Source organism: Brevundimonas sp., from assembly GCF_052436175.1.
In the GTDB taxonomy this organism is placed as follows: Bacteria; Pseudomonadota; Alphaproteobacteria; order Caulobacterales; family Caulobacteraceae; genus Brevundimonas.
Map to the genome: position 1 here is coordinate 15,702 of NZ_JBQVNM010000022.1, position 21,124 is coordinate 36,825.

At 69.0% G+C, this 21,124-nt stretch carries 26 protein-coding genes and 2 tRNA genes; 19 read left to right on the forward strand and 9 right to left on the reverse strand.

Features of this window, described 5'->3' with window-relative positions; all coding sequences use genetic code 11:
* Positions 1-24 precede the first annotated feature (24 nt).
* The 7 genes from ccmA to truA all read left to right on the forward strand — a co-directional run bounded on the left by ccmA (position 25) and on the right by truA (position 4,509).
* On the forward strand, positions 25-648 hold the full coding sequence (gene ccmA / locus ACT6QK_RS07210; protein ID WP_444597142.1) for a heme ABC exporter ATP-binding protein CcmA: 624 nt from the start codon (positions 25-27) through the stop codon (positions 646-648).
* A gap of 80 nt (positions 649-728) precedes the next feature.
* A complete protein-coding gene (gene ccmB, locus ACT6QK_RS07215) occupies positions 729-1,397 on the forward strand; it encodes a heme exporter protein CcmB (protein ID WP_444597168.1) in 669 nt (222 codons plus the stop codon).
* An 8-nt stretch (positions 1,398-1,405) separates the two neighbouring features.
* Entirely contained in the window at positions 1,406-1,810 is a 405-nt protein-coding gene (locus tag ACT6QK_RS07220; RefSeq protein WP_444597143.1) for an acyl-CoA thioesterase, read from the forward strand.
* Positions 1,811-1,867: 57 nt separating this feature from the next.
* Positions 1,868-2,449 (forward strand): peptide deformylase, encoded by a 582-nt coding sequence (locus tag ACT6QK_RS07225; RefSeq protein WP_444597144.1) that lies wholly within the window; start codon positions 1,868-1,870, stop codon positions 2,447-2,449.
* Complete coding sequence (locus ACT6QK_RS07230; protein ID WP_444597145.1) at positions 2,449-2,685, forward strand: hypothetical protein; 237 nt, start codon at positions 2,449-2,451, stop codon at positions 2,683-2,685. The genes ACT6QK_RS07225 and ACT6QK_RS07230 overlap by 1 nt, the downstream gene beginning before the upstream one ends.
* Positions 2,686-2,845: 160 nt before the next feature.
* A complete protein-coding gene (gene fmt, locus ACT6QK_RS07235) occupies positions 2,846-3,760 on the forward strand; it encodes a methionyl-tRNA formyltransferase (protein ID WP_444597146.1) in 915 nt (304 codons plus the stop codon).
* Positions 3,760-4,509, forward strand: coding sequence for a tRNA pseudouridine(38-40) synthase TruA (truA, locus tag ACT6QK_RS07240; protein WP_444597147.1), 750 nt, complete (start codon positions 3,760-3,762; stop codon positions 4,507-4,509). Before fmt ends, truA begins: the two co-directional genes overlap by 1 nt.
* 9 nt (positions 4,510-4,518) lie before the next feature.
* On the opposite strand, the gene ACT6QK_RS07245 is transcribed toward truA, so the two are convergent.
* Positions 4,519-4,923, reverse strand: coding sequence for a YidB family protein (locus tag ACT6QK_RS07245; RefSeq protein WP_444597148.1), 405 nt, complete (start codon positions 4,921-4,923; stop codon positions 4,519-4,521).
* Positions 4,924-5,120: 197 nt separating this feature from the next.
* On the opposite strand from ACT6QK_RS07245, the gene ACT6QK_RS07250 reads away from it, so the two are divergent.
* The 4 genes from ACT6QK_RS07250 to ACT6QK_RS07265 all read left to right on the forward strand — a co-directional run bounded on the left by ACT6QK_RS07250 (position 5,121) and on the right by ACT6QK_RS07265 (position 8,639).
* Positions 5,121-5,525 carry a TadE/TadG family type IV pilus assembly protein gene (locus tag ACT6QK_RS07250; RefSeq protein ID WP_444597149.1) on the forward strand — a complete coding sequence of 135 codons (405 nt, stop codon included), beginning with the start codon at positions 5,121-5,123 and terminating at the stop codon, positions 5,523-5,525.
* A 60-nt stretch (positions 5,526-5,585) separates the two neighbouring features.
* On the forward strand, positions 5,586-7,187 hold the full coding sequence (locus ACT6QK_RS07255; RefSeq protein ID WP_444597150.1) for a TadG family pilus assembly protein: 1,602 nt from the start codon (positions 5,586-5,588) through the stop codon (positions 7,185-7,187).
* Between the two features lie 35 nt (positions 7,188-7,222).
* On the forward strand, positions 7,223-8,017 hold the full coding sequence (locus ACT6QK_RS07260; protein ID WP_444597151.1) for a tryptophan 2,3-dioxygenase: 795 nt from the start codon (positions 7,223-7,225) through the stop codon (positions 8,015-8,017).
* Positions 8,018-8,090: 73 nt separating this feature from the next.
* Positions 8,091-8,639 (forward strand): PA2169 family four-helix-bundle protein, encoded by a 549-nt coding sequence (locus ACT6QK_RS07265; RefSeq protein WP_444597152.1) that lies wholly within the window; start codon positions 8,091-8,093, stop codon positions 8,637-8,639.
* A 79-nt stretch (positions 8,640-8,718) separates the two neighbouring features.
* Here ACT6QK_RS07265 and rplS read toward each other — a convergent pair whose 3' ends face one another.
* From rplS to ACT6QK_RS07285, 4 genes are all read right to left on the reverse strand, one after another.
* The gene (gene rplS / locus ACT6QK_RS07270) at positions 8,719-9,147 is read right to left on the reverse strand and encodes a 50S ribosomal protein L19 (RefSeq protein WP_444597153.1); all 429 of its coding nucleotides are present in this window, start codon (positions 9,145-9,147) and stop codon (positions 8,719-8,721) included.
* 4 nt (positions 9,148-9,151) lie between these two features.
* Entirely contained in the window at positions 9,152-9,904 is a 753-nt protein-coding gene (gene trmD, locus ACT6QK_RS07275; protein WP_444597154.1) for a tRNA (guanosine(37)-N1)-methyltransferase TrmD, read from the reverse strand.
* Between the two features lie 64 nt (positions 9,905-9,968).
* Positions 9,969-11,813, reverse strand: a complete 1,845-nt coding sequence (locus ACT6QK_RS07280; RefSeq protein ID WP_444597155.1) for a DUF885 domain-containing protein — start codon at positions 11,811-11,813, stop codon at positions 9,969-9,971.
* 73 nt (positions 11,814-11,886) lie between these two features.
* Positions 11,887-13,581: a thiamine pyrophosphate-binding protein gene (locus ACT6QK_RS07285; RefSeq protein WP_444597156.1), complete on the reverse strand. Its 1,695-nt coding sequence runs from the start codon at positions 13,579-13,581 to the stop codon at positions 11,887-11,889.
* A gap of 96 nt (positions 13,582-13,677) precedes the next feature.
* On the opposite strand from ACT6QK_RS07285, the gene ACT6QK_RS07290 reads away from it, so the two are divergent.
* The 4 genes from ACT6QK_RS07290 to ACT6QK_RS07305 all read left to right on the forward strand — a co-directional run bounded on the left by ACT6QK_RS07290 (position 13,678) and on the right by ACT6QK_RS07305 (position 16,127).
* Positions 13,678-13,815: an entericidin A/B family lipoprotein gene (locus ACT6QK_RS07290; protein WP_444597157.1), complete on the forward strand. Its 138-nt coding sequence runs from the start codon at positions 13,678-13,680 to the stop codon at positions 13,813-13,815.
* Between the two features lie 107 nt (positions 13,816-13,922).
* Positions 13,923-14,672 (forward strand): dienelactone hydrolase family protein, encoded by a 750-nt coding sequence (locus ACT6QK_RS07295; protein WP_444597158.1) that lies wholly within the window; start codon positions 13,923-13,925, stop codon positions 14,670-14,672.
* A gap of 65 nt (positions 14,673-14,737) precedes the next feature.
* Complete coding sequence (locus tag ACT6QK_RS07300; protein ID WP_444597159.1) at positions 14,738-15,226, forward strand: Rrf2 family transcriptional regulator; 489 nt, start codon at positions 14,738-14,740, stop codon at positions 15,224-15,226.
* On the forward strand, positions 15,195-16,127 hold the full coding sequence (locus ACT6QK_RS07305; protein ID WP_444597160.1) for an NAD(P)/FAD-dependent oxidoreductase: 933 nt from the start codon (positions 15,195-15,197) through the stop codon (positions 16,125-16,127). Before ACT6QK_RS07300 ends, ACT6QK_RS07305 begins: the two co-directional genes overlap by 32 nt.
* 15 nt (positions 16,128-16,142) lie before the next feature.
* On the opposite strand, the gene ACT6QK_RS07310 is transcribed toward ACT6QK_RS07305, so the two are convergent.
* The 3 genes from ACT6QK_RS07310 to ACT6QK_RS07320 form a co-directional block, all read right to left on the reverse strand.
* The gene (locus tag ACT6QK_RS07310) at positions 16,143-16,610 is read right to left on the reverse strand and encodes an OsmC family protein (protein ID WP_444597161.1); all 468 of its coding nucleotides are present in this window, start codon (positions 16,608-16,610) and stop codon (positions 16,143-16,145) included.
* 14 nt (positions 16,611-16,624) lie between these two features.
* On the reverse strand, positions 16,625-17,659 hold the full coding sequence (trpS, locus tag ACT6QK_RS07315; RefSeq protein WP_444597162.1) for a tryptophan--tRNA ligase: 1,035 nt from the start codon (positions 17,657-17,659) through the stop codon (positions 16,625-16,627).
* A 62-nt stretch (positions 17,660-17,721) separates the two neighbouring features.
* Positions 17,722-17,798 (reverse strand) — tRNA-Arg (locus ACT6QK_RS07320).
* 249 nt (positions 17,799-18,047) lie between these two features.
* Between ACT6QK_RS07320 and ACT6QK_RS07325 the strand changes: the two genes are divergently transcribed.
* Positions 18,048-18,122, forward strand: a tRNA-Val gene (locus ACT6QK_RS07325).
* Between the two features lie 115 nt (positions 18,123-18,237).
* Here the strand turns inward: ACT6QK_RS07325 and ACT6QK_RS07330 are convergent.
* The gene (locus ACT6QK_RS07330; RefSeq protein WP_444597163.1) at positions 18,238-18,876 is read right to left on the reverse strand and encodes a TetR/AcrR family transcriptional regulator; all 639 of its coding nucleotides are present in this window, start codon (positions 18,874-18,876) and stop codon (positions 18,238-18,240) included.
* Positions 18,877-18,991: 115 nt separating this feature from the next.
* On the opposite strand from ACT6QK_RS07330, the gene ACT6QK_RS07335 reads away from it, so the two are divergent.
* The 3 genes from ACT6QK_RS07335 to ACT6QK_RS07345 form a co-directional block, all read left to right on the forward strand.
* Positions 18,992-20,137, forward strand: a complete 1,146-nt coding sequence (locus ACT6QK_RS07335; protein ID WP_444597164.1) for an ABC transporter permease — start codon at positions 18,992-18,994, stop codon at positions 20,135-20,137.
* A gap of 5 nt (positions 20,138-20,142) precedes the next feature.
* Positions 20,143-20,856: an ABC transporter ATP-binding protein gene (locus ACT6QK_RS07340; RefSeq protein WP_444597165.1), complete on the forward strand. Its 714-nt coding sequence runs from the start codon at positions 20,143-20,145 to the stop codon at positions 20,854-20,856.
* The coding region (locus ACT6QK_RS07345) for a hypothetical protein (protein WP_444597166.1) at positions 20,846-21,124 on the forward strand (279 nt) is incomplete at its 3' end. The genes ACT6QK_RS07340 and ACT6QK_RS07345, both read left to right, overlap by 11 nt.

Sequence of the window (21,124 nt, forward strand, 5' to 3'; positions counted from 1 at the left end):
GGGGACATTGAGAACGGGTCGCAGATGATCCACGCCGTCGCCCTGTCCGGCCTGTCTCTTTCGCGTGGCGAGCGCACCCTGTTTCGCGATCTCGATTTCGAGCTGAAGGCGGGGGAGGCCGTCGCCCTCACCGGCGCCAACGGCGTGGGCAAGACCTCCCTGCTGCGGGCCGTGGCGGGGCTGATGCGGCCGGCGGCGGGCGAGATCGCCTTCCATGACGGCGACCGCAACCGGATCGATCCGGATCAGGCCCGGTCGCGTGAAGTCCACCTGATCGGCCACCTCGACGGGCTGAAAGGCGCCCGGACGGCGCGGCAGGAGCTGGCCTTCCAGTGCGACTGGCTGGGCCACACCCAGGACGGGTTCGACGACGCGGTCGAGACCTTCGGCCTGAAGCCGCTGCTGGATCTGGAGGTGCGCAAGCTGTCGGCGGGCCAGAGGCGGCGGCTGGCGCTGGGCCGTCTGGTCGGATCGCCACGCGCCCTCTGGCTGCTGGACGAGCCGCTGGGGCCGCTCGACGTGCGCTGGCGCGAGGCCTTCGCCGCCGCCATGAACCGCCATCTGGACGCCGACGGCCTGATCCTCGCCGCCGTCCACGACGCCCTGCCCATACCGGCCCGGCCGCTTGATCTGGGAGGGTTCGCATGAGCGGGCGCAGGCTCCCCGGCTGGGACGAACGCGACCCTCAGGCGCCCGAACCCGGCGCGCCGGAACCGCATGCGCCGGGCATGCGCGGCGCGACCCGCGTTCTGTTCGAGCGGGAACTCTCGATGGCCTGGGGGGGAGGCGGCGGGCCCTTGCTGGCCTGCGGTTTCTTCGCCTGCCTGACGGCCATCCTGCCTCTGGCGGCGGGGGGCGACCCGGCGACGCTGAAGCCGGTGGCGGCGGGGGTGGCCTGGCTGGCTCTGGCCCTGGCCTCCCTGCTGTCGCTGGAGCGGCTGTTCGAACGGGATCTGGAGGATGGGGCGCTGGACCTGCTGGCCGGCGGGCATCTGTCGCTGGAGGCGGTCTTCATTCTCAAGGCGCTGGGACAGTGGGTCGCCGTCGGCCTGCCCCTGGCCCTGACGGCGCCCGTCGCGGCCCTGGCCCTGGGCCAGTCGCCGTCCCTGCTGGTCCTGACCGCCGTCTCGGCCGCGATCGGCGGACTGGGCTTCGCCTTCACCGGCGCGCTCGGCGCCGCCCTGGCCCTGGGGGCGAAGCGGGGCGGGCTGCTGATCGCGGTCGTCGTCCTGCCGCTGTTCATTCCGCCGGTGGTGTTCGGCTCGGGCGCCCTGATCCGCGCGGCCGAGGGCGACAGCCCCCTGCCGGCCCTCGCCCTGCTGGCCGCCTATGTCCTCTTCGCCGCCGTCATCGCCCCCTTCGCGGGCGCGGCGGCCGTCCGCAACGCCCTCGATTGAGTTCGCCCATGACCGATACGCCAGAGACCCCGCTTTCCGCTCCGTCCGGCCAACTGGTCGGCCGGGTCATCGCCATGCCGGCCGACACCAATCCCGAGGGCGACATCTTCGGGGGATGGCTGCTGGCCCAGATGGACCTCGCGGGCGCCTCTCCGGCCTTCGATCTGGCCCACGGTCGCTGCGCCACCGTCGCGGTGGACGCCATGGTGTTCCACCAGCCGGTCCAGGTCGGGGACGAGGTGTCGCTCTACGCCAACGTCCTGCGCGTCGGGCGGACCTCTGTCCGGGTCCATGTCGAGGCCTGGAAGCGGCCGCGTTCTGGCCACGACATCAGCCGGGTGACCGAAGGGGTCTTCACCTATGTGGCCATCGGGCCTGACCGCAAACCTCGTCCGCTTCCGGATCAGGCGTGACCGGCCCCGAAGGTCGGAAATCTTGACCCGGAGGGCCTCGCGGCCTACCTGACGGGGATGGCCGTCAAGCGCATCCTCACCATCGACAACGCCGCCGATCTGGCGATCCTGAAGCGGGTCTCGACCCCGGTCGAGGCCGTGGACGACAGCGTCCGCGCCCTGATGGACGACATGCTGGACACCATGTACGCCGCGCCCGGCATCGGTCTGGCGGCGGTCCAGATCGGCGATCTGCTTCGGGTCGTGGTCATGGATCTGGGCGACGGTCCCGCTCCGGACGGCGAGGCGGGCGGCGAGCCCGCTTCCGAGGAAGAGGCCGCGCGTCGGCCCAATCCGCGCTTCTTCGCCAATCCCGAGGTGCTGTGGGCCTCCGACGAGCAGTTTTGCTACGAGGAGGGCTGCCTCTCCATTCCCGAATACTATGACGAGGTCGAACGTCCGGCCCGCGTCCGCGTCGCCTATCTGAACCGCGAGGGCGAGCGGATCGAGGAGGAGATCGAGGGCCTCTACGCCGTCTGTTTCCAGCATGAGCTCGACCACCTGAACGGCGTCCTGTTCATCGACCACCTGTCGCGTCTGCGCCGCGACCGGGCGGTGACCAAGGTCAAGAAGACCATGCGCCTGAGAGAGGACGCCTGATGTCCCGTGCCCGTCACCGCAAGACCACCATCATTGATCCCACGGGCCGCCGCCGCCTGACCCGGGCCGAGAAGATCGGCATCGGCAGCGTCGGCACCGTCGTCGGCATCACCCTTGTCGGGCTGATCGCGGGTCTGATCATCGACCGGCTGCTCGATTTCGACACGGCGCTCGACGCGGGCGGCGAGTGGGACGAGGGCGGCGGCGTCGCCTCGCGCTGGTACGATCCTTCCTAGCGGAAAGCGCTTCGCGCCGCGCTATGTTCGCGACGCGGTCGCTCACGACTTGAGCGCATAACCCTAACTTCGTCATCCTCGGGCTTGACCCGAGGATCGGGCGTTGTGCATCGCATATCGGCGGCGTTGAGCGCCTGTCTGAGCCTTCGAGAGGACTTCCATGCGCTTGGCCTTCATGGGCACGCCCGAGTTCGCCGTGCCGTCCCTGGCCGAACTGATCGCCTCGGGGCACGAGATCGTCGCCGTCTATTCCCAGCCGCCGCGGCCCAAGGGGCGCGGCCAGAAGCTGACGCCGTCGCCGGTGCACGCCTTCGCCGAGTCCATGGGCCTGCCGGTGTTCACGCCGGAAACGATGAAGGCCGCCGACGCCATTGAGGTATTCCAGTCGCTGGATCTGGATGCCGCCTGCGTGGTCGCCTATGGCCAGATCCTGAAGGCCGAGGTGCTGGAGGCGCCGCGCCTGGGCTGTTTCAACCTGCACGGCTCGCTTCTGCCACGCTGGCGGGGCGCCGCGCCGATCCAGCGGGCGATCATGGCGGGCGACGCCCGGACCGGCGTCCAGATCATGCGCATGACCGAGGGTCTGGACGAGGGCGCCATCCTCCTCAGCGAGGTTCTGGACATCCGCCCGGACGACACCGCCGCCAGCCTGTCGGAGCGGATGTCGGTCACCGGCGCCACCCTCTGGACCCGGGCGCTCGCCGCCATCGAACGCGGCGGGGTGACCGAGACGCCCCAGACCGGCGAGCCGACCTATGCCAGGAAAATCACCCCCGCCGAGGCCCGCATCGACTGGACCCGTCCGGCCGCCGAGGTGGACGCCCATATCCGGGGTCTGTCGCCCGTCCCCGGCGCCTGGTTCACCGGCCCGGACGGCGGCCGGATCAAGGTGCTGATGTCGGCCGTGGCCGAGGGCGAGGGGACGCCGGGCGCGGCGCTCGACGACGCCCTGACCGTCGCTTGCCGATCCGGGGCCGTCCGTCTGATCCGGGTCCAGCGCGAGGGCCGCGCCGCCCAGCCCGCCGCCGAGATGCTGAACGGCCTGCCCATCCCGGCCGGGACCGTGCTGGGCTGATGCCCCGATATCGCCTGACCATCGAATACGACGGCGGCCCCTACAACGGCTTCCAGGCCCAGGACGGCCAGCCGACCGTGCAAGGCGCGCTGGAGACGGCGATCACGGCCTTCTGCGGTCAGTCCGTCCGCATCGTCGCCGCCGGCCGCACCGATTCCGGCGTTCACGCCACCGCCCAGGTCGTCCATGTCGATCTGGAGCGGGACTGGCCGGCCGCCACGGTGATGAACGCCCTGAACGCCCATCTGCTGAACGAGGCGGTCAGCGTGCTGGACGCGGCCGTCGCGCCCGACGACTGGCATGCGCGCTTTTCGGCCGAAGGACGGAAATACCTCTATCGCATCCTCAACCGTCCCGGTCCGCCGGCCCTGCTGGACGGTCAGGTCTGGCATGTGAAGCGGCCGCTGGACATCAAGGCCATGCAGGCGGGGGCGGACAGGCTGCTGGGCCATCACGACTTCACCACCTTCCGCGACCTGGCCTGTCAGGCGAAGTCGCCGATGCGGACGCTGGATGTGGCGCGGGTCGAGGGCGTGGGCGCCGAGGTGCATCTGGTCTTCGAGGCGCGGGCCTTCCTGCATCGTCAGGTCCGGTCGATGACCGGGACCCTGGTCGAGGTCGGCCTTGGCCGCTGGACGCCCGATGACGTCGCGGCGGCGCTCGAAGCCAGAGACAGAAAGGCCTGCGGACCGGTCGCCCCGTCCGCAGGCCTGTATCTGACCGGCGTCGACTATCCCGACGCCGCCTAGCGCGATCGACTACTTCTTGAGGAAGCCGCCGATCATGTCGCCGAGCCCGCCCGGCAGAGCGCCGGTGAGCTGACCCAGCAGGTCGTCTCCGCCCGCCACCTCGCCGCCCGGCGTCAGCCGGTCGATGGCTTCGGGCAGCAGGCCCGAGATAGTCTCGGCCGCCTGTTCCGGCGAAATCCCGACCGATTTGGCGAAATCCGCGATCGGGCCGTGGCCGATGACGGCAGCGATCTGTTCCGGCGAGATCGGCAGGTTGCCGCCCTTGCCCACCCAGGAGGCGGCGACGTCGCCCAGGCCGTTGGCGCCGAATTTCTCGACCAGACCGCCAACGCCGCCCTGACCCTTCAGCAGGTCCGCAAGACCGCCGCCCGCCTGTTCGCCAAGTGCGCTAGTGACGCTGTCCAGAAGCCCCATGTCTGTTCTCCTCGGAAATCCAGACCGCAGCTTGGCTGTGGATCGCGACACGATTGCGACAGGACCGGCCGCGATACGATGTTTCACATTCGCGTCCAGCCCGCAGATCCGAGCGCGGGTCGCCAAGACTTCTTTAACAGCTCGGGCTGATTATCGCCATTGAAAGGCGATAAAGAATGCAAAATCGTATTTCAAATATGGCCGAGTCTAAGGCGCGCGCGGGCGTCGCCGCCGTGGAGTTCGCTCTGGTGGCGCCCCTCTTCATCGGCCTGCTGCTGGCCATCGTCGTCTATGGCGGCTGGTTCTGGCTGGCGCAGTCGGTGCAGTCGCTGGCGTCCGAGAGCGCGAGGGCGGCCCTCGGCGGGCTGGACGAGGCCGAGCAGCGGCGACTGGCCGAGGGTTTCGTCGCCGACCAGGCCGGACAGGTCGTGGGTCTGGACCCCCGGCTGGCGACCGTCACCGTGACCCGCGACAGTCAGTCGCTCAGGGTCAGGATCGCCTACGACGTTCGCGACCACCCCCTGATCCTGCTGGCGGGCCCCCTGCCCAAACCCCCGGCGACCATCGCCCGCTCGGCGGTGGTTCGGACCGGCGGATACTGAGCCGTGCCGATGCGTGGGGGCGTCGGAAGGTTTTCAGGGGACCGTCGAGGCGGGGTCGCTGTGATCGCTGCGGTGTCCGGCGGACTGATCTGCGCCTTCGTCGCCCTGGCCGTCGATCTGGGCTCCCTGGCCCTGCATGCACGCAAGCTGCAGGGGGCGGCCGACCTGGCGGCGATGGCGGCCGCAGCGGACCTCGAGCGGGCGGCGCCGGCGGGACGAGCGACGGCGGTCGCCAATCTCGGCGAAACGGTCGAGAGCCGCATCGTTCGGGGGCGTTATGTGGCGGACGCCTCGCTCCGGCCCGCAGAGCGCTTCACCCCCGGGGACGCCGACCCTGACGCGGTGCAGGTCACGCTGTCCGACGCCGCCCCGATCTATTTCGGCCGTCTTGTCCTGGGGCGGGACACGGTGCGGCTGACGCGCAGCGCCACAGCGGCGGCGGCGAGCCGGACGCCACGCGCGATGTTTTCGATCGGATCGCGGTTGGCGGCCCTGGACGGCGGACTGGCCAACCAGCTGTTGTCGGGTCTGACGGGAAGTTCGGTGTCCCTGAATGTCATGGACTACAACGCCCTGGCGGCGGCGGACGTGAACCTGTTGACCTGGTTCGACGCCCTGGCGGTCGATGCGAACCTTGAGGCGGGCGACTATGACGCGCTTCTGACCCACGATCTGGACGCCGGCCGCGCCCTGAAGGTGCTGGAGCGGGTGGCGGGCGGCGACGCCGACAGCGCCCTGTCCAAACTCTCGCACGCGGCCCTCGGCGTGAAAGTGCGGCTGGGCCGTGTGGTCGGGGTGGACGCGGCCTCGGCGCGCGGCGTGGCCGATGCGCTGGACGCCCAGGTCTCGGTCCAGGACCTGGTCATGGCTCTGCTGGAGACCGGCGGCGATCGGCAGGTCCGGCTGAACCTCGGCGCCCGGACCGGACTGGCGGACGTTCAGGCTCTGGTGGCCATCGGCGAACGGCCCAACCACTCGCCCTGGATGACGGTCAGCAGTCGCGCCGAGCCGGTCATCCGCACCGCCCAGACCCGCGTCTATCTGAAGGCGCGAACGGCCCAGAAACTGTCCGGCTTGGCCCAGGTGGACCTGCCTATCCTCGTCGAACTGGCGGCGTCGGAGGCCCGCCTGAAGACCATCGACTGCGACGCCGGACCGCGTGTCGTGATCGAGGTCCGGCCCGGACTGGCCTCGGCTGCGATCGGGACGATCGACGAGGGGCGTCTGAACGACTTCAAGCGTCCGCTGGCGCCCTCGCCCGCCACCCTGCTGTCCGTGCTCGGCGTGGTGCGGATCACAGCGACATCGAAGATCGAGGCGGCCGACACAAGCTTCACGCCCCTAACGTTTTCAGCCGACGACATCGCCGCGAAACGGATACGCTCCGTCCACGCCACCGGTCTGACCCAGGGGATCGTCGCCAGCCTGGTCCGGCGGATGCAGGTCGATGTCCACGTCCTGGGGCTCGGGCTGGGGCTGGGTGATCTGGTGCGGGCCCTGGGCCTGCTGCTGACCCCGGTGGCGCCCGTGCTCGACGGGGTGCTGGACACCGTGCTGGATCTGGCGGGCGTTCGGCTCGGCGAGGCGGATGTGGTGGTTCACGACGTGACCTGTCCCGGCGCGGGCGCGGCGTCTGGAGGCCGACCCGTTCTGGTCGGATAGTTGCGCGCAGGGACGGTTCGGGGCGATAGAACCCCATGACCGACGCCCCCATGACCTATGCCCGCTATCTGGGCCTTGATCGCCTGCTGTCCGCCCAGCACCCGGTCAGCGACCAGCACGACGAGATGCTGTTCGTCGTCATCCATCAGACCAAGGAGTTGTGGCTCAAGCAGATCCTGCACGAGGTGGCTTTGTCCCAGACTCTGGTGCGGGCCGGCGATCTGGCCGCCTCCTACAAGTCCCTGGCGCGGGTCAGCCGCATCCAGGCGGTGATGACCCAGAGCTGGGACATCCTGGCCACCATGACCCCGGCCGACTATCTGCGGTTCCGCGCGGTGCTGGGGACGAGTTCCGGCTTCCAGAGCGACCAGTTCCGCCGGTTCGAGGCCATGCTGGGGCTCAAGGACGCGCGTTTCCTGAAGTTCCAGGAGGACCGGCCCGAGGCCCATGCGGCGCTTCGGGCGGCGATCGAGGCCCCCAGCCTCTATGACGACGCCCTGCACCAGATGGCCAAAGCCGGCCTGCCGATTCCGGCCGAGGTGCTGGAGCGCGACGTCAGCCGGCCCTACCAGCCCTCGCCCGGCGTCGAGGCGGCCTGGTTGGAGGTCTATCGCGACACCGAGCGGTGGTGGACCTTCTACCAGCTGGCCGAGAAGCTGGTCGATCTGGACGACGCCCTGCTGACCTGGCGTCACAAGCATGTGGTGACCATCGAGCGGATCATCGGCCGCCGCCCCGGCACCGGCGGCACCGAGGGGGCCGCCTATCTGATGACCACGCTGGAGAAGCGCTGCTTCCCCGAACTGTGGTCGTTGCGCACGAAGCTTTGATTTCGCGGTCCCGATCTCGCCGCAACCTAAGGTCAGCGTGGCCGTTGAGAGGGGCGTAGTGATGGAGGTTTCCATGCCCGACGACCACGGCGGCGTCATCAATCCGGTTTCCGCAGCGTCGCCCGACGCCACGGCGAACCGCAGCGCCAACAAGCACGACATCCATGTGCTTAACACCCTGCTGAGCGCGACGGCCGACAGCGCCGACCGGCTGGCGCGCGTGACGAGCGATAGCGACAGCGAGGGTCATCGCGACCTGTTCTCCAGTCTGGCGGACGAGCGCCGCGAGATGGTCAAGACGCTGGAAACGGCCATCATCAGCCTCGGCGGTCATCCCGATGCGGGGGGCTCCATCCTGGCCAAGGCCCAGAGGGCGGTGATGGATGCGCGCCACGCCCTGCTCGGCGACGAGGCGGGTCTGGCCCATGCCGCCGACGACGGCGAGGCGGCGCTGGACCGGAAGTACGAGGCGGCTCTGGCCGATCCGAAACTGGCGGCGACCACGCGCGAGGTCATTCGCCGCCTCCACGCCGTCCTCCACATTGAACGCGAGGACGTCCACGACCTGAGACGCAGTCTGGACAGCCGCCGGGATGCCGATTCACCGCTGTTCCCGAGCTGAACTCGGTGGTCAGCAGGCCCGGAATTGAAAAGGCCCCGGACATCGTCCGGGGCCTTTTTGTCTGGGTCGGGAGGAAGGCTCAGTCTTCTTCGCCGGGGGCCTCGGCGGTTCCGGTGACCGGCACCTGGACGCCCTTGGCCGGACGGACGGTCTGGCGCTCGGCGATCCGGGCCGACTTACCGCGACGGTCGCGCAGGTAGTAGAGCTTGGCGCGACGCACGACGCCGCGGCGCTTCACTTCGATGGACTCGATGTTCGGCGACAGAATGGGGAATTTGCGCTCGACGCCTTCGCCGAACGAGATCTTGCGGACGGTGAAGGTCTCGTTGACGCTGCCGCCGTCACGGGCGATGCAGACGCCTTCGAAGGCCTGAACGCGCTCGCGCTCGCCTTCCTTGATCTTGACCATGACGCGCAGGGTGTCGCCGGGCTGGAAGTCGGGGATCGAACGGGTCTCGATCAGGCGGGCTTTTTCTTCGGCTTCGAGCGTCTGAAGGATGTTGGACATGTCTCTATTCTCCTCGGGCTTTTGCGCCCTTTAGCTGTGAATTGGCGGAGGAGACCTCCGCAGGCTGGTTTGCGAGATGCGCGGCCCAGAGGTCCGGACGCCGTTCCCGCGTGGTCTCTTCCCGCTGCGCCTCCCGCCACTGGGCGATCTTCCTGTGATCGCCCGACAGAAGCACGTCGGGAATGTCGAGCCCTTCGAACGTCCGCGGTCGCGTGTACTGCGGATGCTCCAGAAGCCCGTCCTCGAAACTCTCGGACGACAGGCTTTCGCCTGAGCCGAGCACCCCGGGGATCAGTCTTACGCAAGCCTCGATCGCCACCATGGCCGCCGCCTCGCCGCCGGCGAGCACCGCGTCCCCAACGGAGACCTCCTCGAACCCCCGGGCGTCGAGCACCCGCTGGTCCACCCCCTCGAAACGGCCGCAAAGCACGACGATCCCGTCCGCCTTGGCCCATTCCTTGACGCGCGCCTGGGTCAGGGGCCGACCCCGGGCGCTCATGTACAAAAGCGGCCGCTGCGGTCCCGACAGGCTATCCACCGCCCGGGCCACCACGTCCGCCTTAAGCACAGCTCCCGGGCCGCCACCCGCAGGGGTGTCGACCAGGAAGCCGCGCGTATCTGTGGAAAAGGCCCGACTGTCAACCGTATCCAGGCTCCACAGACCCTTCTCGCGCCAGGCCGTGCCGATCAGCGACACGCCGAGCGGCCCCGGAAAGGCCTCGGGGAACATGGTCAGAACGGAGACGGAAAAGGGCATGGCGGCGGCTCATACACCAGAAAGTCGAAGAAATCCGACTCCGCCCCGCCCGATCGCCGCCCGTTCAGGTCGCCGGCGCCCCGCCGCCCGCCGCGATCCAGGCGTCGACCTGATCCTCCAGCACGTCGAGCGGGACCGAGCCTGAGCCCAGGACGACGGCGTGGTAGTCCTTGATGTCGAACCGGTCGCCCAGGGCGGCCTCGGCGCGGGCTCGGAGTTCCTCGATCTTCAACTCGCCGATCTTGTAGCTGGTCGCCTGGCCGGGGTTGGTGATGTAGCGCTCGACCTCCTTCTGGATGTCGCGCTCCGACAGCAGGGAGTTCTGGCGGAAATAGTCCATCGCCTGTTCCCGGCTCCAGCGCTTGGCGTGCAGGCCGGTGTCGGTGACCAGACGCACCGCCCGCCACAGCTCGGTCGAGAGCCGGCCGAAGTCGGAATAGGGGTCCTGATAGAAGCCCATCTCCTTGCCCAGCTGTTCGGCGTAGAGCCCCCAGCCCTCGGCGTAGGCGCCGTAGCCGCCGAAGCGGCGGAAGCGCGGCAGGCCCTCGATCTCCTGCGCATAGGCGATCTGGAAATGGTGGCCGGGCGCGCCCTCGTGATAGCTGATGCCCTCGATCTGGGGCTTCAGCACCTGGGTCATGTCCGACAGGTTCACATAGTAGATGCCGGGTCGCGAACCGTCGGGGGCCGGCGAGTTGTAGAAGGCGATGGAGGCCGTCGCCTCGCGGAAGGGCTCGACGGCGCGAACCTCCAGCGCGGCCTTGGGCAGGTTGGAGAACCACTGCGGCGCCACCGCCATCACCTGGGCGATGAAGGTGCGGGCGTCGGACAGATACTGCTCCTTGCCCTCCGGCGTGTTCGGATACTGGAAGCGCGGATCGGTCTTGAGGAAGGCGAAGAAGTCCTGGAGCGAGCCGGTGAAGCCCACCTTGGTCTTGATCGTCTCCATCTCGCGCTGGATGCGGGCGACCTCGTCCAGACCGATCTGGTGGATCTGGTCGGCGGTCAGGTCGGTCGTGGTCGAGAGCTGGAGCCGGGCGTTGTAATAGGCCTCGCCCTCGGGCAACCGCCAGACGCCGCCGTCGCTGTCCGCCTTGGTCTGGACCTCGGCCAGGGCGGTCAGCACCCCGTCGAAACCGCGCTTGAACGGGCCCGTCAGGGCGGCGCGCCCCTCGCTCAGCAGCCGGTCCTTCGTCGCCTGATCCGTGTCGAGCGACCCGACCTTCTTCTGGAAGTCCGCCCAGACCGGATTGTCGGCCCCGCCGTCGAAGGGCGCGCCGGTGATGACCGCGCGGGTGTTCTCGATCGAGGGCTGGAAGACGAAGCGGGGCGAGACCACCCCGGCCTCCGCCCGCGCCCTCAGGGTCGTCGCCACCTGCCCCATATAGCGTTCGGTTTCGGTCAGGCGGGCCACATAGGCCTCGGCGTCCGATACGCTGGAGACCCGGTGGTTGTTGATCATGAAGACGGGCAGGGAGGTCGTCGGATTGCCGTTGGCCGCGAACTGGAAGCCCCAGTCGCGCCAGCGGTTCGACAGACGGGCCTGATCCACCCCGTATTCGAACATCCGCCAGGACAGTTTCGCCTGCGGACCCAGCTTGGCCGGATCGAAGCTCGCCTTCATCTCGGCCAGTTGCGCCTCCTGCAGGGCCAGGCTGCGGGCGGCGGCGGCGTCGGACACGTCGTCCAGCTTGTCGTAGTCGGTCTTCAGCCCCAGGGAGGTCATCTGCTGCGGGCTCAGCGCGATGCGGGCCTGGAAGGCGCGCTCGAAGAAGGCGTTCAGCCGCGCGTCCTCGGTTTCGGCCGGCGCGGCGGCGGGGGCCGCAGCCGGGGCGCTCTGGGCCGTGGCGGGAAGATCAACGGCGGTCAATGCCAGGACGGCGGCGGACGAGATCAGGATACGGCGCATGGAACCCCCAAATACGGAACAGGGCTGCACCTTTCCCCGGCCGCCTGTCCGGTGCAAGGCGAAAGGCCGCGACCTATCCGCCGCGCAACTGGGTCAGGGTCCGGCCCGGCGCGATGTCCTCGGGCGAGGTGATCAGGTGGACGATGGCCGGCTGGCCCGCCCGGGTCGCCACCCGGGCCGCCTCGAAGGCGGCGAGGAAGTCCTCCGTCCGCTCGCAGCGCACACCGAAGGCGCCGAAGGCTTCGGCGTATTTGACGAAGTCGGGGTTCTTCAGGTCCGTGGCCACCACCCGGTTCGGATAGTACCGCTCCTGATGCATGCGGATGGTGCCGTAGGTGCCGTTGTCGACGATGACGGTCAGGGTGGCGATCCCGTACTGGACGGCGGTGGCCAGCTCCTGGCCGGTCATCAGATACTCGCCGTCCCCGGCGATGCAGATGACTTCGCGCTCGGGCTGGATGACCTTGGCGGCCACGGCGGCGGGATAGCCGTAACCCATGGCGCCCGAGGTCGGGGCCAGCTGGGTGCGCCGGGCGCGATGGCGCACGAAGCGGTGCAGCCAGGCGGCGTAGTTGCCGGCGCCGTTGGTGAAGACGACATCCTCGGGCGTGACCGCGTCGATGTGGGCGATGACCTCGCTCATGTTCACATCGCCCGTCACCTCGACCCGGCTGTTGAAGGCGACGAAGTCGGCATGGCCGGCCGCCGCCTGATCGCTCCAGGTCCGACCCGGCGCCAGCTTCGACAGGGCGATGGCCGCCAGCGAATTGTCGGCCGTCGCGCCGATCAGGGGCGCCCAGACGCGGCCGACCTCTTCCGGTCCGGGATGGATGTGGATCAGGGTCTCTGCCGTGCGGTCGCGATCCAGCAGGGTATAGCCCTGGGTCGGGTTTTCGCCGAGGCGGGCGCCGATGGTCAGGATCAGGTCCGCGTCGCGCACCCGCTGCAGCAGCTTCGGATTGGGGCCGAGACCCAGGTCCCCGACATAGTTGGGCCGGTCGTTGGAGATCAGGTCCTTGCGCCGGAAGGACAGGGCGACGGGCAGGCCCAGCCGCTCGGCCCAGTCACCGATGGCGGTCGTGGCCTCGTCGGTCCATCCGGACCCGCCCAGCACCAGCAGGGGGCGTTCGGCGGCGGCCAGACGGCGTTCGATCTCGGCGGCGACGGCGGGGTCCAGCGCCGCACGGGCGGGGACCACCGGGCGCACCGGCGGCGGCCCGCCGTCGGCGATCAGCACGTCCTCGGGCAGGGCGACGACCACCGGCCCCATGCGCCCCTGAAGCGCGGTGGCGAAGGCGCGTTCCAGAACCTCGGTGGTGCGTTCGCCGCTCTCCAGCTCCGTCGCCCATTTGGCCAGGCCGCCGAAGACCTCGCGGTAATCGACCTCCTGAAACGCGCCCCGGCCCCGGTCGGTGACGGCGATCTGGCCGACGAACAGGATCATCGGGGTCGAATCCTGATGCGCGGTGTGAACCCCGATCGAGGCGTGGGTCGCGCCCGGCCCGCGCGTGACCATGCAGATCCCCGGCTTGCCGGTCAGCTTGCCATAGGCCTCGGCCATGTTGGCGGCGCCCGCTTCGTGGCGGCAGGTGATGACCTTGATGCGGTCGGCCACGTCGCCCAGGGCGTCCAGCACGGCCAGATAGCTCTCGCCCGGCACGCAGAAGACGTGGCTGACGTCATTGGCGACGAGGACATCGACGAGGCGCTGGGCGGCGGTGCGGCCGGACGGGGCCTGTCCGGCCGGAATCTGTGCGGTCTGGGTCATGCCGCTGACCTAGCAGAGGCGCGGGCGACTTGGCCATGCAACCGTATGGCCACGCTTGTCGTTACGGCTCAGGTTCAATCTCAGAGGAGCGCTGGCATGCGCAAGATCGTCGTTCTCTCCCTGATCACCGCCGCCATGACGGTCTCGGCCTGCAACACCGTCGCCGGCGTCGGTCGCGACGTGAAGGCCGCCGGTCAGGCCGTGACCTCGGGCGCCGAGGCCGCCAGGAACTGACGGCGGCGTCTGGCGCGGGCGGTCGTCTTCCGGCGCCGGACATTGAGCCGCGCGGCCCGCGCGTGTAGCGGGTGTTCCACCCCTCCAGGGCGTGAGACCGGACCTTCATGCAGACGATCACCCAACGCTGGGACTGGCTGAAACCGGCGACGGTCGTCGTCGGACCCGAGGATGACCGGCCGCGCCCGGCCGTGCTGCTGTTCCACGGCTGCGGCGGAATGCGGGCCCATCTGCCGCGCTACGCCGAGGCGGCGAAGGCGGCAGGGTGGCGGGCCTTCATCGTCGATTCCTACGCCCCGCGCGGCTGGGCCCGGACCTTCACCCTGGCGGCTGTCTGCACGGGCGTCGCCCTGCGCGGCTACGAGCGGGCGGGCGACGTGCTGGCGGCGATCCAGGGCGTCTCGGCCCGACCCGACGTGGACGCCTCCACCCTGGCCCTGGCCGGCTGGAGCCATGGCGGCTGGGCCATGATGGAGATGATGAGCGGCGACCCGCGTCCCGGCACCTTCGGGGTGGCGGATCCGGCCTCGGTCGATCTGTCGGGGGTCAAGGCGGCCTGGCTGGCCTATCCCTATATCGGTCTGTTCGCCCCGAACCGGATGAAGCCCTGGCGGCATTGTCCGAAGGTCCTGGCCCTGACGGCGCGGCGAGATCACCTGACGACCGTCCGCAACGCCGAGGTCGTCAACGCCATGATCCGCAACTGCGGCGCGGACGTCGAAAGCTGGATCGCCGACGGCACCCACGCCTTCGACGAGCCGACCAACAATGGTCCCATGCGCCACGATGCGGCCCTGACCGAGGAATCCCTGCGGCGTTTTCAGGCCTTCCTGACCGACGCCGCCCCTCACATCTGATCGACCTGAGCCCTCCCATCCTGCGGGTCTTGACAGGCGGCCCATCACGTAACAATTGAAGTTACATGAAGCGCGACAGCCGGCTCTCCAACATCCTCCACGCCCTGCTCCACATGGCGGACCATGAGGCGCGCACGGGCGAACCCATGACCTCGGACCAGCTGGCCCTGTGCCTGTCGACCAACCCGGTGGTCGTGCGCCGCACCATGGCGGGCCTGCGCGAACAGGGGCTGGTCTCGTCGGAGAAGGGCCACGGCGGCGGCTGGCGACTGGCCCGCCCGCTGGATCAGGTGACCCTGGGCCAGGTGCATGACGCCCTGGGAGGAACCGGCCTGATCCCGGACGCGCCGCCGGTCGAGGCCGAGGGCTGTCTGGTCGAGGCGGCGGTCAATGACGCCCTGTCTGACACCTACGCCCAGGCGCGCGCCCTGCTGGAGGCGCGGCTGAACGCCATCACCCTGGCCGATCTGGCGGCGGACTTCTCGCGCCGGATGGCCCTCCACCCGAAGAGAGATACTGCCCATGCCCACAGGCGACGCCCCCATGCCTCATGACGCCGTCATCATCGGCGGCTCTTACGCCGGATTGTCGGCCGCCCTGCAGCTGGCGCGGGCGCGGCGGCGGGTGCTGATCATCGACGACGGCCGGCCGAGGAATCGCTTCGCCGCCCGCGCCCACGGCGTCCTGGCCAATGACGGCCGCCCGGGATCGGAGATCGCCGCCACGGCCCGCGCCCAGGTCGCCGCCTATCCGACCGTGGCCTTCCGTCAGGCCGAGGCGGTCGACGTCGAGCGGATCGAGCATGGCTTCTCCATCGCCTTCGCCGACGGCACGAAGACGCAGGGGCGCCGCCTTGTGCTTGCCCACGGGGTGGAGGACACGCCGCCGGAGATCCCGGGGGTCAGGGAACGCTGGGGACGCACAGCCCTGCACTGTCCCTGGTGTCACGGCTACGAGATCGGAGGCGGGCTGATCGGCGTCCTCGGGCGCGGCGAACATGCCGTGCAGTATGCCGCCATCGTGGCCGAGTGGGGCGATGTGACCCTGTTTGTCGATCCCGACTTCCCCCTGTCGCAGGAAGAGGCGCACCTGCTTTATCGGCGCGGCGTGACGATCGAACCGACGCCCATCGAACGGCTGGAGGGCGAGGCGCCGACCCTGACCGGGGCGCGGCTGGCGGACGGGCGGTTCACCCCTCTGAAGGCCATCTTCGTCGGCGCCCATATCCGCGTCGCCAACGGGTTCGCGGAAAGCCTGGGCTGCGAGATGAACGACACCCCCATGGGCCGGGTGATCAAGGTGGACGCCCTGCAGCAGACCAGCCAGCCGGGCGTCTTCGCGGCCGGAGACGTGGCCCGCGCCGCCTCCAACATCACCCTGGCGACCTCGGACGGCATGATCGCCGCCCACGCCCTGTTCCGGTCCCTGATCGAGGAGGAGGCGGCGGCCGCCTGATCGCCGTCGCCGGCTTCAGTCCCCGAACGACGCCTGCACGACGATATCGGTCTTCACCGAATTGGCCATGTCGCAATGCTCGTGCGCCTTGTGATGCAGGGCGTCGAGTTCGGCCTGATCGGGGCGGCGGCCCGAGAAGGTGGTGACGGGGTTCAGCGTCACCTTCGCCAGCCAGCTGCGGCCCACTTCGTTCCGGCCCATCTCGCCCGTGGCGGCATCGACATAGCGATCAACCACCAATCCGGCGCCGGCCGCGAAGGCGAGGAACCACAGCATGTGGCAGCTCGACAGGCTGGCGATCATCGCCTCTTCCGGGTCGACGGCAGAGGGGTCTGACATGGGAACCGGCACCCCGGCGGGCGAAGATGAGCCCGGCACGATCTGGCCGCCGTCGAAGCTCCAGCGGTGCAGCCGGCTGTAGCGTTTGTCGGTGAAGGGCTGGTCGCCCCGGCTCCATTCGATTGTGGCCCCGTGTGCGCTCATGTCGGTGTCTCCGTTCAGGCCCGCCAGAAGCCCACGATCTTTTTGACCTCGTCCACCACGGGATCGGCCACGGCGGCGGCGCGTTGGGCGCCGTCCTTCAGGACGCGGTCGATCTCGGTCGGGTCGTCCATCAACCGGCGCATCTCGGCGGTGACCGGGGCCAGGGCCTCGACGGCCAGATCGGCGAGGGCCGGCTTGAAGGCGCCGAAACCCTGACCGGCGAACTCGGCCGTGACCTCTTCGCGCGTCGTGTCCGACAGGGCGGCATAGATGGCGATCAGGTTGCGGACTTCAGGCCGGTCGTCGAGGGCCTCGCCGGGTTCGGGCATGACGCCCATGTCGGTCTTGGACTTGCGGATCTTGGCCGCGATGGTGTCGGCGTCGTCGGTCAGGTTGATGCGCGACTGGTCCGACGGATCGGACTTGGACATCTTGGCCGCCCCGTCGCGCAGGCTCATGACCCGCGTCGCCGGCCCCTGGATCACCGGATCGGGCAGGGGGAAGTAGCCGGGGGCGGCGAAGTCGTTGTTGAACTTGGCGGCGATGTCGCGGGTCAGTTCCAGATGCTGTTTCTGGTCCTCGCCGACCGGCACGTCGGTGGCCTTGTAGAGCAGGATGTCGGCCGCCTGGAGCACCGGATAGGTATAGAGGCCGACCGAGGACCGTTCCTTGTGCTTGCCCGACTTCTCCTTGAACTGGGTCATCCGGTCCAGCCAGCCGAGGCGGGCGACGCAGTTGAAGATCCAGGCCAGCTCGGCATGGGCGCGTACGGCCGACTGGGGGAAGATCACCGTCTTCTTCGGGTCCAGCCCCGAGGCCAGATAGGCGGCGGCGATCTCGCGCGTCTGGGCGGTCAGCAGGGCCGGGTCCTGCCAGACGGTGATGGCGTGCATGTCGGCGACGAAGACGAAGGTCGGGGCGGTGTCCTGCAGCGCCGTGAACCGCTTCAGCGCCCCCAGATAGTTGCCCAGATGCAGGGCGCCGGACGCCTGGATGCCGGACAGGATGCGGCGCGGGCCGGAATAGGCGGAAGTTTCAGTCTCGGACATGGGTCAGGCCAATGCCCCAGACCGCCGGTCAGGGCAAGGCGTCGCAATGTCTGGAAGGAAAGTGGCGCACCCGAAGAGATTCGAACTCCTGACCCCCAGATTCGTAGTCTGGTGCTCTATCCAGCTGAGCTACGGGTGCGTAGGCCTTTCGGCGAGGGCGGGTATCTAGCGGCTCAATCGGGACGGTGCAAGCGCTGTGTGCGGGTTTCGGGCGGGATTTCGTCGCGCGCCGATTCCATCAGGGAGGCGGACCGACCGCGCGGGCGGCGGCCGTCGCACGCCGCTGGACGGACTGCGGAATTGGCCTTGCGGTCCGCGACCCCTGCGGGTTATAGACCGCGCCTTCCCGTTCCGGAGCCGCTTCTCGCGGGGCCGGAACCGCCACGGCGGACGCGTAGCTCAGCGGGAGAGCACTACGTTGACATCGTAGGGGTCACAGGTTCAATCCCTGTCGCGTCCACCATTCCTTTCAACATCTTGGGCGGCGAAGCCAAGATGTTCCCCCCAGAAATCCCCACAGATACAGTCTAGACTAGGCTCGCCTGCGCGGCGTCAAGGCCGCTCGTCCGGGCTTTTCCTCAGTCGTTTGGCCGATGGGCCCGGAGGAATTCGTCGGCGGCGTTTTCGATATGGGCCTCGAGCCGGGCGGGTTCGACGGGCGGCAGGCCGAACGACGCTCTCAGGTGCACCTCGCCCTTGACGCCGCCCAGATACCGCCATGCGGCCCCATGCGGATCCCGGACGTTGAGGCGGCCCTGAAGGGTCTCCTCTTCCAGCCAGGCGGCGAACCGGTCTTTCAAGGACAGCACGGCCGTTTCGAAAAACAGCTCGGCCATCCGGGGCGCCCGGTTCGTCTCTGCCACGAGGATGCGGTTCATCTGCATCGCCTTTTCCCCGGTCACCAGATCGATGAAGCGTTTCGCCAGCAGGATCAGGGTGTCCCTCACCGGCGCGTCCGGGGCGGGCCGAAAGCTGTCGGGCGACACGGCCCCTTCGCACTCATGACGGAGGACGGCGGCGAACAGGGCGTCCTTGTCGGCATAGCGGGCATAGATGGTCGCCTTGGACACTCCGGCGGCCTGGGCCACGGCGTCGAGGCTGACGGATTCATAGCCGCGGTCCATGAACAGGTCGCCGGCCGCCATCAGGATCGCCTCGTCCTTGGCGGCGTCTCGGGGGCGCCCGCGCCGGGATGAAGGGCCGTCGGCGATTGTCATCACTCCATCACTTGACATACTGAACCGACCAGTATTGTTATTCGAACAGTACCCCAGCTTACCCCGACGCGCCAGCCCCGGCGCAACCCCAACCACGGATCACAGGATTCCGAGGATGAGATATGTCGCGCTCAAGATGCTGCTGGGCGACAGCGCCAAATATCTGGCGCTGGTGTTCGGCGTGGCCTTCGCCACCCTGTTGATGAGCCAGCAGGTTTCGATCTTCATCGGCCTGATGACCCGGACCGCCAACCAGGTGCTGGAGGTGCGCGAGGCCGACATCTGGGTCATGGACCCGCGCGTCCGCTACGTCGACGAGGTCGAGCCCATGCCAGACGCCGCGCTGGGGCGTGTGCGTTCGGTCGAGGGCGTCGAATGGGCCGCGCCCCTGTTCAAGGGCAACGCCATCTTCCGCACCCGCGATGGGCTGATCAACCAGATCAACATCCTGGGCGTCGACGACGAGACCTTGGTCGGCGCCCCGCGCACCTGGCTGGCGGGCGATCTGGAGGCGCTTCGTCAACCCAACAGCATCGTCTTCGACAAGGAAGGCGCGACCCTCATCTGGCCCGACGACGACCCCCTGTCCAAGGTCGGGACCGAGGCCGAGATCAACGATCGCCGCGTGGTGGTGACCGGCATCGCCAACACGGCGCCCTCCTTCATCACCTTCCCCCTGGCCTACGCCCGCTATTCGGAGGCGATCCGCTTCACCCCGCCCCAGCGCAACAAGATGTCCTTCGTCCTGGTCCGCGCGCGAGACGGCGTGGATCACAAGGCTCTGGCGGAACGCATCGTAGAACAGACCGGCTATCAGGCCCTGACCTGGGACAGCTTCGCCTGGCGCTCGGTCCAGTACTATCTGACCCGCACGGGCATTCCGGTGAACTTCGGCATCACGGTGATGCTGGGCTTCATCGTCGGCGCGGCGGTCACGGCCCAGACCTTCTACCTGTTCGTCATCGAGAACCTGCGCCAGTTCGGGGCGCTCAAGGCCATCGGCGCGACCAACGCCCAGATCACCGGCATGGTGCTGCTGCAGGCCGGCGTGGTCGGGCTGATCGGCTATGGGCTGGGCATGGGCGGGGCCGCCGCCTTCTTCACCTTCGTGCGGGGCACGGCGGCGCTGGAGGGCTTCTATCTGCCCTGGCAGGTGCTGGTCGGCACGGGCGTGGTGGTCTTCCTCATCATCCTGATCTCGGTGCTGGGCAGCCTGACCAAGGTGTTCCGCGTCGATCCCGCCATCGTGTTCCGGGGCTGATCGCCATGAGCGCCGTGATCGCCCGCGACATCGAAATGGCTTTCGGCTCCAACGGCCTGAAGACCCAGGTCCTGTTCGACATCGACCTGGAGGTCGCGTCCGGAGAGCTGACCATGCTTGTCGGCCCCTCCGGCTGCGGCAAGACCACCCTGCTGTCCATCCTGTCGGGCACGCTCAAGCCCACCGGCGGCGACGTGGAGGTGATGGGCAACGTCATCACCCGGATGAAAGACTCCGAGAAGGTGATCCTGCGCCGGCGGCGCATCGGCTTCATCTTCCAGCAGTACAACCTCCTGCCTGCCCTGACCGCCGCCGAGAACGCCGCCATGGCGCTGGTCGCTGACGGCATGCCGCTGAAGACGGCGGCGGAAAAGGCCCGCGCGGTGCTCGAGACTTTGGGCATGGGGCCGCATGCCGACAAGCTGCCGCGCATGCTGTCGGGCGGCCAGCAGCAACGCGTCGCCATCGCCCGCGCCATCGTCCACGAACCCGACCTCGTCGTCTGTGACGAACCGACCGCCGCGCTGGATGCTGAGACCGGCCGCCAGGTCATGGAGCTGCTGAAGGAGGCCGCCGCCGGCCCTGGCCGCGCCGTCCTGGTCGTGACCCACGACAACCGCATCTACCGCTACGCCGACCGGATCGTCGCCATGGAAGACGGCCGGATCGTCGGAGACAGCCGCCTTGGAACACTCCCGGAGGGACTCCATGCCCACTAATCTTCGCCAACGGATTTCGCGCCTCGTCCTGCCCGTGCTCGCGGGCGGGTGCCTGGTCTTCGCCGTCGCCGCCGTGATCCGGCCCGAGCGCACCCGCGCCGACCCGCCCGCCACGCCGCCCAGCGCCGCCTCCGCCTCGGTCGTCGCGGGCATCGGGACCATCGAGCCCCAGTCCGAGCTGATCGCCGTCGCCGCCGAGGTTCCGGGCGTGGTCCGCAGCGTCCTCGTCCAGCCCGGCGACCGTGTGACCCAGGGCCAGCCCCTGTTC